We start from the raw sequence: 17648 nt of genomic DNA on the forward strand, positions 1-17648 counted from the left end.
ATTAGGGCAGGAGGCCCATCGGATCAACGCGCGTGCCGTTGACGTAGGTCTCAAAGTGGAGGTGGGCGACGGTGACATAACCGGTGCTTCCGCTCAAACCAATGGGGGTTCCTGCGGCAACTGTTTGGCCGGGGGAAACCATTTGCGAGCCCTGAATCATGTGCGAATAAAGGGTGGAGACTCCACTGCCGTGATCGATTTTGATGTACTGGCCCCAGCCTCCGCCGTAGGTGACCTGAGTCACGACGCCGGGAGATGCGGAAACGATGGTCATGCCGCTGCCGGTCATGATGTCGATTCCGCCGTGGAATTCTCCGGCACCGCGGTAGCCGAAGCCGTCATTGACGGGGGCGTTTGCAGGCCAGACGGCGAGGAAGCCGGCGAAAGCGCCGCCGTAGGAGCCTGCGAAGGAACCCGAGGGGCCTGAGGGGGTGTAAACGGGAGCGACGGGCTCAACAACGAGCTTCTTTACCTTGATGGCGTCGCGGGTTGCTGGGCTGATCTCGGCATCTGCCGATGATGCGAAGGACTGGCTGGGGATTGAGGTGGTGGCCTCAGCTGATGCGACGGTTGAAGCCTGTTGCAGAACTGCGGATGCCGATGCTGCGGAAGCAGTGGAAACAATGTCGCGAGAAGCCGGTTCCATGTGTGCTGCGGCTGGAACAGTCACGCTCACGACGACAGCCATGATTGCGCTGAGTGTCAGCAATCGTTTCACGCGGTAACCCCCAGGGGTGTGGTCTGTGCACTGCCAATTTCGGCAGTTTTGGATCATGTCTGGTTGAACCCGGCGTTTCGGACACACGGGCAGCTATCGAGCCTATATGACGAAACTGTGAATCGTTAGTGAATTGGTGTGTTCGTCCGAGTCGTTGAGGGGGCAGGCCCTGTGATAATCTCACTCAGTTGAGTGTTAACTCAATCCACGCGTGAGTGGCGGAATTGGTAGACGCGCACGGTTCAGGTCCGTGTGTTCGAAAGGACGTGGGGGTTCAAGTCCCCCCTCGCGCACAGTGCAATCGCACACAAGAAGTACAAGAAAAGGCCCACCGGTTGGTGGGCCTTTTCTTGTTGGTCGGTGCCGATCACTAGCGAACTTGGCGCGCAGTGAACTGCATCTGCGGGTTCGCGTAGAACTCTTGCGATTCCACGAGTTGCAGTTCGCGTTCGCCAGACTCGAGCGTCTTGGTGAGAAGGTCGAAGACGCTGGATGCCGTGCGAGCCAGTGCATCCGCCGCATCGCCGGTGCGCGTGAAGTGGGCGGTGAAGAGGGCGGCGGTCACATCTCCGGAACCGTTGGCCTTCATCGGCAGTCGTGGGGTTTGCACGATCCAGGCTCCGGCATCCGTCACGACCATCATCTCGATGGTGTCGGTCTCTGCGTCGGGCCGTTCCACGCTGGTGACCAAAATCGTGCTCGGGCCTAGGGCGCGGGCGAGGTCTGCAGACGCGAGAGTCGACTCGATGGTGTCTGGCTCAGTGTCGGTGAGGAAGCCAAGCTCGAACTGGTTGGGCGTGATGATGTCGGCCACAGGAACCACGCGCTCACGCAACAGGATCGGGATTGCCGGGGCAACGAAGCATCCGGATTTCGCGTTGCCCATCACGGGGTCGCACGCGTAAATCGCGTTCGGGTTGGCTGCCTTGACTCGCGCAACGGTGTCGATGATGACATCGCCGATGCCCTCGCCGCCCTGGTAGCCGGAAAGGATGACGTCGATCTGGGGGAAGACGCCGCGATCCTCGATGCCCGCGATGACCTCAGACACATCGCTCGGGGCGATCATCGGTCCGCGCCAGGCGCCGTAGCCGGTGTGGTTAGAGAAGTTGACTGTGTAGACGGGCAACACCTCAACGCCGATACGCTGCAGCGGAAATACTGCGGCAGAATTGCCCACGTGGCCGTATGCAACTGCTGACTGGATGGAGAGAATCTTCATCCCCCGATCCTGCCACCTTCTTGTAGGTCGCTTTGGCAAGTGTGCTGCCGCTTAGGTCGTCAGCGGCGGCCGAGCTCCACTAGCTTGCGCTCGCGCATTGCGAGGAACAGGGGGAAGGTGAACGCAAAGGCAGTGATGCCTGAGAGCACGATGTAGAGCCAAGCCCGCTTCATCCCGAGTCTGCGGGCTTCGATGATGATGAGGATGCTGCCCGCGACGGCCACAACAAGAAGGTCGACGCCGAGCGAGTTCACGGCAGGGCCGCTACCGAACCAATCGCCGAGGTAATCGCGCATTTGCACGATCGCCAAGGCGTTGAAGATCCACGTGCCGACTAAGCCGACGATGGAGAGCACGGCGAAGGTGATCGCCTTCGCGTTCCAGTGGCGGAGAAGTGTCGGGCGCTCGCGGGCTGTTGACGGCGACGTCACGCCAAGATCAGGCGAAGGCGCGGCGTGTTCGGAGGCAGAGGATGACGCAGAGTCTTCAGTCATGCGACCAGTGTGGCCCCGAGCATCCGCGCTGCACTCGCGGCGTGCCGATCAGGCCGCACTCGGCAGATGCGCAGCACACACCACCAGAATGAGGAGATGGAGCAGACACCAGAGCGCACTGACCCCGCGACATCCACGAATGCGATCGAAGAGCCGTCCCGCGCGAGCCGCATCGGCCGCAGGGTCGGCCGCATCGCGCTCGGTGCATCTCTCGTCTTCGCCGGCATCAGTCACCTCACTTTTGCGCGCCAAGACTTTCAGGCTCAAGTGCCGGACTGGCAGCCGTTCGACCAAGACTTCGTGGTCGTCGCATCCGGTGTCGTCGAAATCGCCCTCGGTAGCGCGCTCATCTTCGCCAAGAAGTACCGGCCGCACGTGGGCTGGGTTGCGGCTGCATTCTTCATCGCGATTTATCCCGGCAACATCTCCCAGCTGGTGAACCAGGTCGACTCGCTCGGCCTCGACACTGATCTCAAACGGTGGATCCGGATGCCGTTCCAGCCCGTGCTTGTTCTCTGGGCCCTCTGGTCGACAGGAGCGTGGCGTGCCTGGCGTGCCCACCGCCGCACCGGGGATGCGTTCGGGCGCCCGTGAATAAAACCATAGTGCCGGAAAATATAGTCACAAAATGCTATAGTGACTGAATATTACGGCACTAATTGGGAGATGATATGGCGTCACAGAGCGCGACTCTTGTGAGGGAGATGGAACGTCTCGGCCGCAATATTAGGTCGTGGCGCAAAATTTCGGGTCTCACGGCGCACATCACAGCGGATCGTGCTGGTGTATCCCGTGACACTCTCCGCGCGATCGAAACAGGCCGCTCTACATCTTCCGAGAATTTGCTCGCAGTCATGCGGGCTGTCGGCATCCTTGCTGCGGTGGTCGACGCCTCTGATCCGATTGCCAGCGACTTCGGCTCCCGCAACCTTGCGCGCGCAAGCGTAGAACGCGTGCGGATTCCCCGCTCATCCAAGCGAACCGAGGAGGAGTAATGACTGACCAGCTCACCGCTCCTGAGGTGTACGTTGTTCTCCCCGACGGCGACGAAGTTCTCGCGGGCACTGTCGCCAGCGAAGGAGCAATTGGCTCTGCTGCTACCTCGCTCGTTTTTCGGTACGCCGACGGCTACCTTACCGATCCGCGTGGGTACGATCTCTCCCCAGACATGCCGCGCACGGGGGGACCTATTCGAACGTGGACTGGCCGTGAAACTCTCGGCGCACTTGGTGATTCCATGCCAGACGATTGGGGCAAACGAATCATCCGTGCGGGAACGTCGGCCCGCACGACCTTCGACTTTCTCACGCACGTTAACGACGCTACCCGGCAGGGGGCACTCCGATTGCGGGATGCGCGCGGTGCGTACCTGGGAGCTCGCAATCATCCTGTTGCCGAAGTGCACGACCTAGAAAGGATTGTTGCTGCCGCCCGTGCCTTTGAAGAAGGCGAAGAAACGGATGCCGAACTTCAGATCCTTGTCGAAGCCGGCACCAGCGCCGGGGGCGCGCGCCCCAAAGCAACCGTCAGGAATGGCGGCGAATTGTGGATGGCGAAGTTCGCTCGCGAAACCGAGTTTTACGATCCGATGGCGTGGGAAGCTACGGCACTTGCTTTGGCCAAAGCTGCCGGTATCGACACCCCAGAGTTCGATCTTGTGCGGCTCTCGGAGTCACAGTCGATACTGCTCAGTCGCCGGTTTGATCGCGACAACGGTCGACGAATTGGTTACATCAGTGCACATTCGTTGACTACTAAAGGTGACAATCAGACGCTGTCCTACAGTGACATTTCTGACACGCTTGCCCAATACAGTCCCGCGCCACGGGACGACCAAGCGGCGCTATTCCGTCGGATTGCGCTCAGTCTGCTCATCGGCAACGTTGACGATCATTTTCGCAATCATGGGTTTCTCCGCAACTACGACGGCTGGAAGTTGTCGCCAGTATTCGACCTCGAACCCAACCGCCGCCCAGAGCAGGTCGAAGCAACGCCCATCGTTGAGGGCGGCGAACGGTATGGCCGAGATATCCGCGAATTGCGTGACGCCCACGATGCATTTCGGCTCAGTCGCGACGAGGCGTCAGCGATTGTGCGGGATGTTGCGGAGCGCACTAGCGACTGGATACAGATAGCCCTGGGCTACGGAATCTCATTCGAAGCTGCAGAGGCCTCGCGACGTGCGATAGACGGGCCCAACCGTGACCGGGCTTTAGAAATGACCGCGAACCCGCCTGCCCCAACAAAGCCTTCGAAAGCGAAGGTTTCTGCACAAAAGCGGCGAGGAGAGCTTGGCATCCCCGGCAATTCAGGCCAGTGGACTCGAACGAAAAATGGCACCGACGCCAATGATCTCGACGCGTGATAGCTTCACTTCATGAGCGGAGTCGCAGCATGAGCAGAGTTGCGGCAGTCGCCCCGGTCGTGCCCGAATACAGTTACACGCAGGCCGAAATCACTGCCGAGCTTGGGCCGCTCCTGTCGGCCACTCCCTCGCATCAGGCCGTCATTGAGCGGATGCACGGGGCCAGCGGAATCCAGCGTCGGCACACAGCACTCCCGCTCGAGCGCTACCGCGACCTCGGAAGCTTTCGTGAAAGCAACAACGAGTTCATTCGCGTCGCCACCGACCTTCTTGACCGAGCACTCACGACAGCGCTCGCGGATGCCGGGCTCACCCCGCGCGATGTGGACTTCGTTTTCTTCACCTCCGTCACGGGAGTTTCGGCACCCTCGGTCGACGCGCTGCTGGTTCCACGTCTGGGGCTGCGGCCCGACGTGAAACGGGTTCCCTCGTTTGGGTTGGGCTGTGTGGCGGGAGCCGCGGGCTTGGCCCGCGTGCATGACTATTTGGTCGGGCATCCGGATGAGGTCGGCGTTTTGTTGAGCGTCGAACTGTGCTCGCTCACCCTGCAGCGCGACGACCAAACCATGGGCAACTTTGTGGCCACCGGACTTTTCGGCGATGGAGCCGCAGCCGTCGTCATGGTGGGGGAGAACCGCAGCGAGCCCGGCCCGCGCATCGTCGATACTCGCAGCACGTTCATCGCTGACAGCCACGACGTGATCGGGTGGAATGTTGGCGGAACCGGCTTCGAGATCGTGCTCACCGCCGGAGTCGCCGACGTCATTCAGAACAGCTTCCCCGCCGAGGTCAGCGATTTTCTAGGCCGCAACGGTCTGACGATTGCAGATATCGGTACCTGGCTTGCGCATCCGGGCGGCCCTCGCGTTCTTGAAGCGTTCGAGAGTTCGCTCGGGCTTAAGCGCAGCGACCTGCAAAGCAGTTGGGATTGTCTTTCACGCGTCGGCAACCTGTCATCGGCTGCCGTGCTGCATGTGCTGGCGGATGCTCTGCACGCCGACCCAGCGCCAGCCCCCGGTAGTCACGCTCTTGCTTTCGCTCTCGGCCCAGGCGTGAGCGCCGAATTCGTTCTCCTGGAGTGGTCGTGATGCGCGCCGCCGCCGCACGCCGGGGTTGGCGCAACGGGGGAGCGGTCGATATGAAAGAGCCGCGCGCATGACCGTCATCGCCTACATCGCCCTAGTTCTCGGCACGGGCATGGAACGCCTCTATGAGCTGCGCATCTCGAAGCGCAATGCCGCCGCGGCCTTCGAGCGTGGTGGTCGCGAGTACGGCCAGAAGCACTTTCCGTGGATGGTCGCCCTGCACACCGGGCTACTGATTGCGTGCGTCGTCGAAGTGATCGTGGCCGATCGCCCGTTCCTGTTGTGGCTCGGAATCCCGATGCTCGTCATCACGCTCCTAAGCCAGGCCGCGCGCTACTGGATCATCAGCTCGCTCGGCGCTCAGTGGAACACCCGCGTGATCGTTGTTCCCGGAGCTGGCCGGGTGCAGAACCGTGGCCCTTACCGCCTGACGTGGCTGCCGCATCCGAACTACCTCGTCGTGGCGATCGAGGGCATCGCGTTGCCGCTCGTGCACACCGCCTGGGTCACCGCGATTGTCTTCACCGTGCTGAATGCGGTGCTGCTGCTGGCGTTCCGCATCCCGACCGAAAATCGGGCGCTGCGCGAACTGACGCCATGACCGGGCTCAGCAAGAGTGGCATCGTTGACGTGATCGTCGACGTGATCGTCGTTGGTGGCGGGCCTGTTGGTCTTGCCGCTGCCATCAACGCGCGGATGCACGGCCTCACCGCCCTCGTCATCGAACCCCGCACCGGAACCATCGACAAAGCGTGCGGCGAAGGAGTCATGCCCGGTGCGGTCATCGAACTCGACGCCCTCGGGGTGCACCCGCACGGGCGCAGAATCGCGGGCATCAGTTACCACGACGGCACCCACACCGCCGAACACCGCTTCACCTCAGATGCTGCGCTCGGCGTTCGGCGCACCGAACTGCACCGGGCACTCGTCGAACGCGCAGTCGAGGTCGGTGTGGAGTTTGTGCACGGCAAGGTTGAGGCTATCGAGCAGTCTGGCGACGGTCAGCAGGCTGGTGCCAAAGTGAACGCGGTATCCGCGTACCTCGCTGACGGCCGCACCATCGAGGGGCGGTGGATGCTCGGCTGTGATGGCCTGCACTCCACGGTGCGCGAGCTGGTTGGCCTGGCCGCGCGCCCTCGCCGCGTGAGGCGACGTGATTCTCGGCGGTTCGGCATCCGGCAGCACTTTGAGGTTGCTCCGTGGACTGATCTCGTTGAGGTTCACTGGGCGCCGAAGGCCGAGGTTTATGTCACGCCGGTTGGTGACAACGAGGTGGGTGTTGCGGTGCTGGGCGCGCGCGGAACGTCATTCGAGGACGCGTTGGCGAGTGTGCCGGCGCTCGCCGAACGACTGCGCGGGGCGCCCCCCGCATCGTCAGTGCGGGGTGCTGGCCCGCTCTTGCAAAACACCACCGGGCAGCGTGCGGGCCGAGTGTTGCTCGTTGGCGACGCCGCTGGCTATGTCGATGCGATCACGGGGGAGGGCATCCGGTTGGGCTTGGCCGAGGCACGCGCAGCTATTGAGTGCATCGTTGCCGGTGAACCCGAACGGTACGAACTCGAGTGGCGCCGAGTGACCCGCGACTTCCGGATGCTCACGACCGGGCTTGTTGCCGCAGCCAAGTCACCATTGCGCCGAGCCATCGTGCCGCTCGCCGCGCGATTGCCGCGGCTTTACGGTCGTGTTGTGGAGCGCCTCGCTCGCTAGCTAGGCAGCAACAGCGGAAGCAGCTCTTCTGCCTTCGAGACGACAGCGAGCGACCCTTCGGATTCGCCGGCGTTGCCGTAACCCCACTCGACATAGATGGTGGGGATGCCATGCTCGTGGGCACCCTCGATGTCGTAGTCGCGATCACCGATCATGACCGGGTTGCTTACATCAGCGCCGATCATCTTTAGACGGGTGAGGGCTTCGGCGATGACATCCTTCTTCGCGCTTCGAATCTCATCGATCGATGCGCCCGACATCACCCGGAAGTACTGCGTGAGGTTTGCGTGGTCCAAAATGACGGATGCGGGAAACTCGGGCTTCGAGGTGGCCAGGGACAGCGGGATCCCGCTCTTGTGCAGCTTCTTCAGAACCTTGGCCATGCCGGGAAAGATGTCACTGCCGTGGGCGTTGTTGCCCTCCATGTAATGGCGGCGGTACACGGCCAGCGCCTGAGCCGATTCGGTGGGGGTGAAGTCGGCGCGGTCGCGGAACGAATCGAGAATCGGCGGGCCAACATACGCCCGAAGCTCTTCTTGCGAAGGAACGGGGTAGCCCATCTCCTCAAACATGAATGCGAGGGAGGTCGTGATTCCGGGCGCCGAGTCGGCGATCGTGCCATCGAGGTCGACGAGGATGCAGGTCCAGTTATTAGCCATTTGTATCAAGCCTAAGCGGCAAGCCTGAATACTAGAACAATCGCATGTTGGGGTCGTCGAGTCCGCGCATCTCGTCATAGTCCAACAGCACACAGCGGATGCCGCGATCTTTAGCCAGAGTGCGCGCCTGTGGTTTGATTTCCTGGGCCGCAAACACGCCAGCAACCGGAGCCAGTAGCGGGTCGCGGTTCATCAGCTCGAGGTAGCGCGTCAACTGCTCGACGCCATCAATGTCGCCGCGGCGCTTAAGCTCCACGGCAACGCTCGCGCCGTTCTCATCGGTCGCGAGAATGTCGACCGGCCCAATGGCGGTCATGTATTCGCGGCGCACAAGACGGTAGCCGTCACCCAAAATGTCGATGTGCTCAGCCAACAGCTTCTGCAGGTGAGCCTCGACACCATCCTTTTGCAGTCCGGGGTCGACGCCCAGTTCGTGGCTGGAGTCGTGCAGGATTTCGTGAATCGAAACGATGAGCATGTCGGCCGACTTGGTGTGGGCGACTTTCCAGATTTCGGTGACTCCGGCATCCGACTGCTCAGTTTCGGGCTCGATTGTGGAGAGCACGCAGGGTGGGCTCATCCAGTTGAGAGGCTTGTAGGAGAGCGCATCGGAGTGCACGAGCACTGAGCCATCCGACTTCAACAACAACAGCCGGGTGGCGAGGGGAAGGTGGGCACTGAGACGTCCCGCGTAATCAACGGAGCATTTGGCTATGACAAGTCGCACCTGTCGAGCCTAACGGTGTGCGGCAGGCGGCGGTGCGTCGTTATCGCGGTCGCCACGGCGTTCATCGCTTTGTGCTTCAGCGATGTCAGTGGCCGAAACGATCTGCAACTCTGTCGTGGCAAGACTGACTGCTGCGGATGTCGTACCCGGCGACGCAAAGTCGATGACAGAACGAGCGTGGCGGCCTGCTAATTCGCGGGCGGCGGGGGAGAGGATGCCCGAAAGTGCGCTGAGTACGACAATCACGAGCAGGGCATTGAGGATGCCGACCTGGTCGCTGATGAAGCCGATCATTGGTGGCCCTACGAGCGCGGCCGAATAGGCGATCGTGGCAACGGCGGTGACGCGGGCGGTTGCGCGTTTGGGATCGTCGGCGGCGGCGGAAATTCCGACGGGGAAGCCGAGGGCCGCGCCAGCACCCCAGAACACGGTTCCGATGACGGCCAGCCAGACTACGGGCGAGAAAATGACGAGCAACAGGCCGAAAGCAGCGAACCCGGCGGATGCTCGCAGCACCGGCACGCGCCCGAAGCGGTCGAGGGCACGAACCCCCAAGAAGCGCGTTGCTGTCATTGCGGTCACAAAGACACCGAAGATGAGGGTGCCAAACGCATTGTCGAGTTCGTAGCCGTCGACCATGGCGAGGGCGAGCCAGTCGATTGCTGTTCCCTCCGCAAAGGCCATTCCCAAGACGATGATGCCGATGATGACGGTGCGGGGTTCGAGCCACACACTGCGCAATTTGGGGGCGGCCAGCTCTCCTGACGCGATCTTGATCTCTTGAGTATTGGGTGGGGCATCCGCCAACGATTCGGGCAGGATGAAGCGCAGGGCGGTGAGCGCGGCAGTGATAGCAATTATGGCGACAACAGAGAGGTGCAGCGCGAGCGGGATATGGAGCGCTTCGGCCCCTGCCCCGATTCCGGCGCCCGCCATCGTGCCCAGACTGTAGAAGCCGTGAAGGGTCGGCATGGTTGAGCGGCCAAGCAGTCGTTCGTTTGCGGCACCCGAGAGGTTGATGGCGACGTCGTAGGCGCTGAAGGAGGTGCCCATGATGGCGAGAGTGATTACTGCACCCAAGAAGCTTCCGAGAACGCCGATCATTATGGCGGTGGCCGCGAGGGCAGTGACGAAGACGAGTATGCACACCCGCACAACGGCGACAGCCCCAAAGCGTTCGACAAGTCGCCCGGCAACCAGCAACCCCACAATGGATCCGATGGCGAGCCCGAAAAGCAGAACACCAATCTCCGAATGGCTGGCATCGAAAAGGTCGCGAACGGTGGGAATGCGCCCAACCCAGCTAGCAAACGAGAACCCGGCAAGCGTGAACAGAGTCGCGATCGCGTTGCGCCACGAGAGCACTTGGCGGTGCGTCAGGCCGTGGGGGTGCTGGGGTGTTGCCGCGGCTGCGTCAGGGGCGGTCATCACTTAATAGTAGGGCTCTCCACTGGTCTCAGATTCGCAGCGAATCCATGAGAAGAAAGCCTTAGGCTGGGGTGCATGAGTGCCGAATCGTCGTTACCTTCCGGAATTGCCGTCAACGATCTCGATGACAAGGTGCGTCCTCAAGACGACCTCTATCGGCACGTGAACGGTGCGTGGATTGACCGCACCGAAATTCCCTCAGACAAGGCGCGCTATGGCTCCTTTATGGTGCTTGCTGAAGAAGCAGAAGAGGCCGTTCGCGACATCATTATCGAGTCGCAGTCGGCTGAACCCGGCACTGAAGCGCGCAAGGTTGGCGACCTCTACGCGAGTTTTCTTGATGAGGCCCGCGCCGACGAATTGGGAGCAACCCCCATTGCCCCGCAGCTTGCTGAAGCGGCAGCCGTTGACTCCATCCCCACTCTCCTCAGCACGCTAGGTCGCCTAGAACGTGGCGGCACGAGCGGGTTCTTCCAGCTCTTCGTCGACAACGATCCTGGCAACCCCGAGCGTTACCTCGTCTTCATCGAACAGGGCGGTCTTGGCCTGCCAGACGAGTCGTACTATCGCGAAGAGAAGTTTGCCGAAATTCTCACCAAGTACGAGACCTTCATTGAGCGGATGCTCACGCTCGCCGGCCTCGACGCGCCTGCCGAGCGTGCCGCCCGTATCGTCGCCCTCGAAACCGAGATCGCGTCGAAGCACTGGGATAACGTCGCCAACCGCGACAGCGAGAAAACCTACAACCCGATGACGTGGCAGGCAGCCAACGACCTCACCGGCGCCGTTGACCTCAACGTCTGGCTCGACGCCATCGATGTTCCCGAACACGCCCTCGATGAGGTTGTTGTGCGCCAGCCGAGCTTCGTCGAAGGACTCGAGTCGGTATTGAACGACGACCACCTGCAGGCTTGGCGTGACTGGTTGGCTTGGCAAGTCATCCGTACCAATTCCGCTTACCTGTCTGGCGACTTTGTGGAAGCGAACTTCGACTTCTATGGCCGCACCCTTTCGGGTACGCCCCAGCTTCGTGCGCGCTGGAAGCGGGGAGTTTCCCTCGTCGAGGGCGTGCTCGGCGAGGCTGTCGGCAAGATTTATGTTGAGCGTCACTTTCCTCCCACCGCAAAGTCGGCAATGGATGTGCTCGTCGCCAACCTCGTTGAGGCCTACCGTCAGTCGATCACCGAACTTGAATGGATGAGCGTCGCCACCCGTGAGCGTGCCCTCAACAAGCTCGACAAGTTCACCCCCAAGATCGGTTTCCCCGAGAAGTGGCGCGATTACTCGACTCTCGAAATCAGTGTCGACGACCTTGCGGGAAACATGCGTGCAGCTAATGAGTTCGAGTTCCAGCGTGAACTCGGCAAGATCGGCAAGCCGCTCGACCGCGACGAGTGGTTCATGACACCGCAAACCATCAACGCCTATTACAACCCCGGCTTCAACGAGATCGTGTTCCCCGCCGCCATCCTGCAGTACCCCTTCTTTGACGAGGGCCGGGATGACGCCGCTAACTATGCTGCGATCGGTGCCGTCATCGGGCACGAAATTGGTCACGGCTTCGACGACCAGGGTGCGAAGTACGACGGCGACGGGCGCCTCATCGACTGGTGGACCCCAGAAGACAAGGCCGCCTTCGAAGAGCGCACCAAGTCGCTCATTGACCAGTACAACGCGCTTGCCCCCGCGCAAGTTCCCGAACATCACGTCAACGGTTCACTCACGATCGGCGAAAACATTGGTGACCTTGGAGGGCTCGCGATTGCGTGGAAGGCCTACCAGATCTCTCTCGACGGAGCCGATGCTCCCGTCATTGACGGCCTCACCGGCGCGCAGCGATTCTTCATGTCGTGGGCGCAAGCGTGGCAGCAAAAGGGCCGCGATGAGGAAGTAATTCGCCTGCTCGCGATTGATCCCCACTCGCCCAACGAATTCCGCTGCAATCAAATTGTTCGTAACATCGATGCGTTCTATGAGACATTTGGTGTTACTGAATCCGATTCGCTGTGGCTATCCCCGAAAGATCGCGTCACTATTTGGTAGAGATTGAGCAAACCCGAGAACGCCGTCAACGCATTCGCGCACCCCGCGTGCCGAAGCATGCCGGAACTCGTGAAGAACCCAACTTCACGAGTACCTTTGCCGCGCTCGGAAAACTCAAGCTCGGAGACTCCGGAGTGCGAGTGTCGGCCAGCGCCGTCGACATCAACACCGGCAAGACTGTTCTCAGCATTGACGACAGAGTTGAACTGCCCACCGCGAGTATCGGCAAAATCCTGCTGCTTATCGAAGTCTCGGCACGATTCGACCAGCGTGAATTCGCGCCATACGGCATCCTCGACAAAGTTCCCGGATCGTCGGTAGGAGCCGCCGGCCTCTGGCAACACCTCCAAGCACCCTCGCTTCCCGTCGCTGACCTTGCCGCTCTTGTTGGCGCAACCAGCGACAACCTCGCCACCAACATCCTGTTGCGCCTCATTGGCCTGGATGCCGTGCGTGCGCGCACAGAATCCCTCGGCCTCACTAAAACGGCCCTCCTCGACCTCGTACGTGACAATCGCGGACCCGACGATGCACCCCAAGTTTCCGTCGGCTCCACCCTCGAACTCAGCTGGCTCTTTGGCGCACTCGCCCGCGGCGAAATCATCAACTCCATTGCCAGCCAACGTGTGCTTGGGTGGCTCTCGCTCAACACCGACCTATCACTCGTCGCCAGCGCCTTCGGGCTCGACCCCCTCGCTCACCGGGGAGCCGATCACAGCACCCTGCTGGTCAACAAAACCGGCATCGATCGTGGAGTGCGAGCGGAAGCCGGCGCCCTCAGAGGCAACAAGCGTGCCGTCGCCTATGCGGCATCCATCCAATTCAACGACAGCAGCCTGCAAGCCCGCCTGCGTGCAATTGAAGCCATGCGCATCTTTGGTTACGACCTGCTGGAGTACGTGCACTAACGCTGGCGGCCAGCCCACTCGCGATCGAGAATTGCGTAGATTCCGGTATCGGCCCACGCTCCCTTGAACCACATGTCCTCAACATGATGAGCTTCGTGCCGCATCCCGAGCGTGAGGCACAACCGCACCGAATCATCATTGCGGGGGTCGAGGTTGGCAAACACCCGATGAAGCCTGAGTTCATCGAACGCGAGATCAAGCAGAACGGATGCCGCTTCACGGGCATAACCCTTCCCCTGAAAGTTCGGGTGCAGTGCCCACCCAATCTCGGCATTCGAATCCTCAGCGCTCTCGATTTTGAAATAGAGGGTGCCGATGATGACCGACCGTCGAGTGTCGGACGCGCTCGCAGCGGCGCCAGGCTCGGAAGTTGTCGCAGTCGCAGTAGGAGGTACGGCATCCGCCAGCTCGATCGCTAACTGCAGGTAGTCGCCGCTCTCGGCAAGATTCTCACTCGCGGTCCACTCGGTGATCTTCTCGATGACGGCCGCACGGTCGCGAGGCTCGTAAAGCATGTATGTCGTCAGCTCGGCGTTCGATTGCTGGGCGTGGATGTCATCCACATCGTTATCGCTGAGCGTGAGCGAGCGAAGGACGAGTCGCTCAGTGCGAATCGGGGTGCTGAACTCAAACGGTTTCATTGGCGACCCTCTGCTTGTGTGGGAGGAGCTAGCTGCTTAGGCGGTATTCGGTCGGGCGATGTCAGCCGCACTAGGAGAGCGCTCGACTGGCACGTTGTAGAGAGCAGTGAGCGCCGCGTCGAATTCGGCGATGCGTCCGTCGGCCGCAAACTCACGGGCGCGAACGGAAGGGCCATGCAGCAGCACGCCACCGAGGTGACGCAGTGCCGAAATGGTCTCTTCGCCGGCGCCACGCGCTTTAGCGCGAGCAATTTCGGCCTCAAGGAGAGCGAAGTGATGCTTACGGAGAGCAACGATCGCTGGCTCCGCCTGGCTTTCGGCAGCGAATTCGTGGGCGGCCGTGCGAACCAGATCACGGGCATCCGCGTGAGCATTAAGTTCTTCGAGCGGTGCATGGAGGCTAATGGTTTCGAGATCGAGCAGATCAACACCGTCGAGCTGGCCAACGGCGGGGTCAACGTTGCGGGGGAGCCCGAGGTCAAGCACGAGACACTTGCTGGCCGCCGAGAACCGATTGGTGCCGAGCACAGCGCTCACGGTGCACGTGACAATGACATCAACGTCGAAGTCTTCGCTCTGAGTGAGACCGTGCTTGAGGGCGAACGCGGCATCGCGGCCAGACGGCGAGAAAACGCGGAGGTCGAGGGCACCCTTGTCTCGCAGAGCATTCACGGTCGTGACGGCGTAACGGCCAGTGCCAACCACGAGCACCCGCGTAGTCGACCAGTCGGCCACGCGGCTCGAGGCCAACTCAAGGGCGAGACGCACGAGAGACTTCCCCGAACCACCAATGGCAGTGTTGTTCTTAATGCCGCGGCTCGTGTGGGTGGCGCGCTGAAAGAGGCGCTCGAGGTCGCGAGTTGTTGTGCCGTCCGCTCGAGCCTGATCGAGAGCGCGGCTAACCTGCCCCGAAATCTCGGCTTCACCGATCACGACAGACTCAAGACCTGAGGTCACAGCAAAGAGGTGAGCTGCGGCATCCGCACCCTCATGAACGGCGATGGATGCTCGCAAGGTATCGACGCTCAGGCCGGTGCGTTCGCTCAGCGAGTCGAGCAGGGAGCAGACCGTGATTGCCGAACCAGCGGTGAGAGGTTCTTCGACATCGAGGTACGCCTCGAAGCGGTTGCAGGTGGCAACGACGACGGCTCCGGCAACGAAATCGTTGTGCGAAACGAGGTCGGTGGTGGCCGCCGGGGCAACCTCAGACAGACTTTCGAGTACGTCTAAGCTCGCGTTGCGATGATTCGAGCTAAGACACAGGAGCACAACCTAATGTTAACCCTGTGACCATGAATTCTGACCACCCACTTCTCGACGGCCGTACAGCTAACTCGCCTATCATCCGGGCCTATCGGGGTGATCGCCCCGAAACGACCCCCGTGTGGTTTATGCGCCAGGCCGGTCGTTCACTGCCGGAGTACCGCAAACTGCGCGAAGGCAATGAAATGCTCGAGGCGTGCCTGACACCTGATCTCGCCAGCGAGATCACCATGCAGCCGGTGCGTCGCCACAATGTCGACGCCGCCATTTTCTTCAGCGACATTGTTATCCCGGCCAAGCTTGCCGGTGTTGAGGTCGAGATCGTTCCCGGCCGTGGCCCCGTTTTCGCTAACCCGATTCGCACGGCGGCGGATGTCGCCAAGCTGAACCCCATCGACCCGGCAGCGTTTGCGCCGATCCGCGAAGCTGTCGCACAAACCGTTGCCCAGCTGGGAAACACTCCGCTCATTGGTTTCGCTGGAGCACCATTCACTCTCGCCTCGTACATGGTTGAGGGTGGCCCGAGCAAAGACCAGCAGCGTGCCCGCTCTCTCATGTATTCCGACCCGCAAACGTGGGCAAATCTGCTCAACTGGTGTGCGGATGTCGCTGGCGAGTTCTTGATCGCCCAGGTTGAAGCCGGGGCATCTGCCGTTCAGCTCTTCGACTCCTGGGTTGGTTCGCTCTCAGAGCAGCAGTATGTGCGCCGGGTCGCTCCCCACTCCAAGCGTGTTTTCTCGCACTTGCGCGGCTACGAGGTTCCCAAGGTTCACTTCGGTGTCGGCAGCGGCGAAGTGCTGCAGGCCATGCACGGCATTGGTGCCGACGTCATGGGTGTCGACTGGCGCATCCCACTCGACGAGGCTGATCGTCGCCTCGGTGGTGGCGTTCCTCTTCAGGGCAACATCGACCCAGCACTGCTCGGTGCACCATGGCATGTGCTCGAAGCGCACGTGCGCGACGTCATGAACCGTGGCCGCGTTGCTCCAGCCCACGTCGTGAACCTCGGCCACGGCGTCGGCCCCGACACCGACCCGGATGTGCTCACCAGAATTGTGGAGCTCGTTCACCAGGAAGGCTAGTGCCGTGAGCACGACAGAATTTACCGTCGTCGGCGGCGGCATCGCTGGGCTTGTCACGGCGCGACGGCTCGCGATGGCTGGCCGAACCGTGCGCCTCATTGAGGCAAGCGATCATCTGGGCGGCACCGTGGCATCCCACCGCGTTGGTGGCATCAACCTGGATGCTGGCGCCGAGAGCTTCGCGACCCGCGGCAACACTGTTGCCGATCTCGCCCGCGAACTCGGGCTCGGCGACGAGATAGTTTCACCCAGCGACGAGGGCGCGTGGCTGCAGCCGGTGGCTGGCAACGCCCTGCCATTGCCGAGCACAGGCATCTTGGGAATCCCGGCGACTCCGCTCGACGCACAAACCATTGCTGTGCTCGGGCTCGGTGGCGCGCTGCGAGCTCAACTTGATTCGCTGATTCCGTGGTTTGGCAAACGCACAGCCATATCTCTTGGGGCGCTTGTGCGTCGCCGTATGGGCAACGCCGTCGTCGAAAAACTGGTCGCCCCCGTCGTGCACGGTGTCTACTCTCTACACCCCGACGACCTTCCGCTCGAGCGAGTTGCAACCCTCAAGGAACGCCTCGCCCTGCACGGTTCGCTCGCGGCAGCGGTGCGTTCGATGCGTGACGCAATGCCAGCCGGAACAGCGGTTCAGGGCATCCGTGGTGGCATCAATCGTCTCGTCACCGAACTTGCCGCCGACCTCACCACCTATGGCGTGATCGTCGAGTTCGAGCGTCGGATCGAGAATATTGATGAACTCGCCGGCCTCGATGGCATCGTCATTGTTGCTGCTCCGGGCATCCTCGCTCCCGTTCGTGGTCGCACCGTGACTCTCGCCACTCTCGTGCTCGACGCGCCAGAGTTGGATGCCGAACCGCGAGGCTCTGGAGTGCTCGTCGCCCCCGGCTGCACCAGCGTTTCGGCCCGCGCCCTCACGCACTCAACCTCAAAGTGGGAGTGGCTGAAGGAATACGCCGAGGCTCGTCACATTGTGCGGCTTTCGTACAACGAGGAACCAAACGATCTGGCCGAAACTGCGCGCCGGGATGCCGAAGTTCTTCTGGGCGTCTCGTTGCCGCCAGAGTCGGTACTTGATTTCGCTCGCCAACAGTGGATTCGGCCGACCGCGCTCGCGGCAGCTGAGCGAACGGATGGCGTGGTCGTCGTCGGCGAGACCGTCGGCGGAACCGGGTTGGCTGGCATTGTGTCGCACGCCAACGCCACGGTTGACCGACTACTGGCCGCGGATGCGGATGCCGCGATTGACGATGCAACCGAAGAGATAAGCTAGTTAGGTTCGCCTAATACACAGGTA

Annotated in this window: 18 protein-coding genes and 1 tRNA gene; 11 read left to right on the plus strand and 8 right to left on the minus strand. The window is 61.5% G+C overall.

What is annotated here, in order from left to right; translation table 11 throughout:
- Window position 1: 1 nt before the first annotated feature.
- Entirely contained in the window at window positions 2–718 is a 717-nt protein-coding gene (locus AC061P_RS00125; RefSeq protein ID WP_480391511.1) for a M23 family metallopeptidase, read from the minus strand.
- 209 nt (window positions 719–927) lie between these two features.
- Between AC061P_RS00125 and AC061P_RS00130 the strand changes: the two genes are divergently transcribed.
- Window positions 928–1011 (plus strand) — tRNA-Leu (locus AC061P_RS00130).
- 77 nt (window positions 1012–1088) lie between these two features.
- Here AC061P_RS00130 and pdxY read toward each other — a convergent pair.
- Together pdxY and AC061P_RS00140 are read right to left on the minus strand one after the other, a co-directional pair.
- Complete coding sequence (pdxY, locus tag AC061P_RS00135) at window positions 1089–1940, minus strand: pyridoxal kinase PdxY (RefSeq protein WP_480391512.1); 852 nt, start codon at window positions 1938–1940, stop codon at window positions 1089–1091.
- 59 nt (window positions 1941–1999) lie between these two features.
- Entirely contained in the window at window positions 2000–2434 is a 435-nt protein-coding gene (locus AC061P_RS00140) for a DUF2834 domain-containing protein (RefSeq protein WP_480391513.1), read from the minus strand.
- Window positions 2435–2530: 96 nt separating this feature from the next.
- Between AC061P_RS00140 and AC061P_RS00145 the strand changes: the two genes are divergently transcribed.
- The 6 genes from AC061P_RS00145 to AC061P_RS00170 all read left to right on the plus strand — a co-directional run bounded on the left by AC061P_RS00145 (window position 2531) and on the right by AC061P_RS00170 (window position 7591).
- Window positions 2531–3028 (plus strand): DoxX family protein, encoded by a 498-nt coding sequence (locus AC061P_RS00145; protein ID WP_449647892.1) that lies wholly within the window; start codon window positions 2531–2533, stop codon window positions 3026–3028.
- A 77-nt stretch (window positions 3029–3105) separates the two neighbouring features.
- Window positions 3106–3429 carry a helix-turn-helix domain-containing protein gene (locus AC061P_RS00150; protein ID WP_480391514.1) on the plus strand — a complete coding sequence of 108 codons (324 nt, stop codon included), beginning with the start codon at window positions 3106–3108 and terminating at the stop codon, window positions 3427–3429.
- Window positions 3429–4799 (plus strand): type II toxin-antitoxin system HipA family toxin, encoded by a 1371-nt coding sequence (locus AC061P_RS00155; RefSeq protein WP_480391515.1) that lies wholly within the window; start codon window positions 3429–3431, stop codon window positions 4797–4799. Before AC061P_RS00150 ends, AC061P_RS00155 begins: the two co-directional genes overlap by 1 nt.
- 29 nt (window positions 4800–4828) lie before the next feature.
- Window positions 4829–5887, plus strand: a complete 1059-nt coding sequence (locus AC061P_RS00160; RefSeq protein ID WP_480391516.1) for a type III polyketide synthase — start codon at window positions 4829–4831, stop codon at window positions 5885–5887.
- Between the two features lie 67 nt (window positions 5888–5954).
- Complete coding sequence (locus tag AC061P_RS00165) at window positions 5955–6485, plus strand: isoprenylcysteine carboxyl methyltransferase family protein (RefSeq protein WP_480391517.1); 531 nt, start codon at window positions 5955–5957, stop codon at window positions 6483–6485.
- Window positions 6482–7591, plus strand: coding sequence for an NAD(P)/FAD-dependent oxidoreductase (locus AC061P_RS00170; RefSeq protein WP_480391518.1), 1110 nt, complete (start codon window positions 6482–6484; stop codon window positions 7589–7591). Before AC061P_RS00165 ends, AC061P_RS00170 begins: the two co-directional genes overlap by 4 nt.
- Here AC061P_RS00170 and AC061P_RS00175 read toward each other — a convergent pair.
- Genes AC061P_RS00175 through AC061P_RS00185 form a run of 3 tightly spaced genes read right to left on the minus strand, consistent with a single transcriptional unit; the run spans window position 7588 to window position 10405 of the window.
- Window positions 7588–8250, minus strand: coding sequence for an HAD hydrolase-like protein (locus AC061P_RS00175; protein ID WP_449647898.1), 663 nt, complete (start codon window positions 8248–8250; stop codon window positions 7588–7590). The two genes, AC061P_RS00170 and AC061P_RS00175, sit on opposite strands and share 4 nt — an antisense overlap.
- Before the next feature lie 31 nt (window positions 8251–8281).
- Window positions 8282–8977 carry an endonuclease NucS gene (gene nucS / locus AC061P_RS00180; RefSeq protein WP_449647899.1) on the minus strand — a complete coding sequence of 232 codons (696 nt, stop codon included), beginning with the start codon at window positions 8975–8977 and terminating at the stop codon, window positions 8282–8284.
- A 9-nt stretch (window positions 8978–8986) separates the two neighbouring features.
- Window positions 8987–10405: an MFS transporter gene (locus AC061P_RS00185; protein ID WP_449647900.1), complete on the minus strand. Its 1419-nt coding sequence runs from the start codon at window positions 10403–10405 to the stop codon at window positions 8987–8989.
- A gap of 75 nt (window positions 10406–10480) precedes the next feature.
- Here AC061P_RS00185 and AC061P_RS00190 point away from each other — a divergent pair, with 75 nt between their 5' ends.
- A complete protein-coding gene (locus AC061P_RS00190) occupies window positions 10481–12448 on the plus strand; it encodes a M13 family metallopeptidase (RefSeq protein WP_480391519.1) in 1968 nt (655 codons plus the stop codon).
- On the plus strand, window positions 12442–13356 hold the full coding sequence (locus tag AC061P_RS00195) for a serine hydrolase (RefSeq protein ID WP_449648213.1): 915 nt from the start codon (window positions 12442–12444) through the stop codon (window positions 13354–13356). The genes AC061P_RS00190 and AC061P_RS00195 overlap by 7 nt, the downstream gene beginning before the upstream one ends.
- Here the strand turns inward: AC061P_RS00195 and AC061P_RS00200 are convergent.
- Window positions 13353–13997 carry a GNAT family N-acetyltransferase gene (locus tag AC061P_RS00200; RefSeq protein WP_480391520.1) on the minus strand — a complete coding sequence of 215 codons (645 nt, stop codon included), beginning with the start codon at window positions 13995–13997 and terminating at the stop codon, window positions 13353–13355. The genes AC061P_RS00195 and AC061P_RS00200 overlap by 4 nt on opposite strands.
- Before the next feature lie 36 nt (window positions 13998–14033).
- Entirely contained in the window at window positions 14034–15266 is a 1233-nt protein-coding gene (locus AC061P_RS00205; protein ID WP_449647903.1) for a glutamyl-tRNA reductase, read from the minus strand.
- A gap of 23 nt (window positions 15267–15289) precedes the next feature.
- On the opposite strand from AC061P_RS00205, the gene hemE reads away from it, so the two are divergent.
- Entirely contained in the window at window positions 15290–16342 is a 1053-nt protein-coding gene (gene hemE, locus AC061P_RS00210; RefSeq protein ID WP_480391521.1) for a uroporphyrinogen decarboxylase, read from the plus strand.
- Between the two features lie 4 nt (window positions 16343–16346).
- Complete coding sequence (locus tag AC061P_RS00215) at window positions 16347–17624, plus strand: protoporphyrinogen/coproporphyrinogen oxidase (RefSeq protein ID WP_449647905.1); 1278 nt, start codon at window positions 16347–16349, stop codon at window positions 17622–17624.
- Window positions 17625–17648 lie beyond the last annotated feature (24 nt).

This window comes from Rhodoglobus sp. G.S.4 (assembly GCF_056619605.1).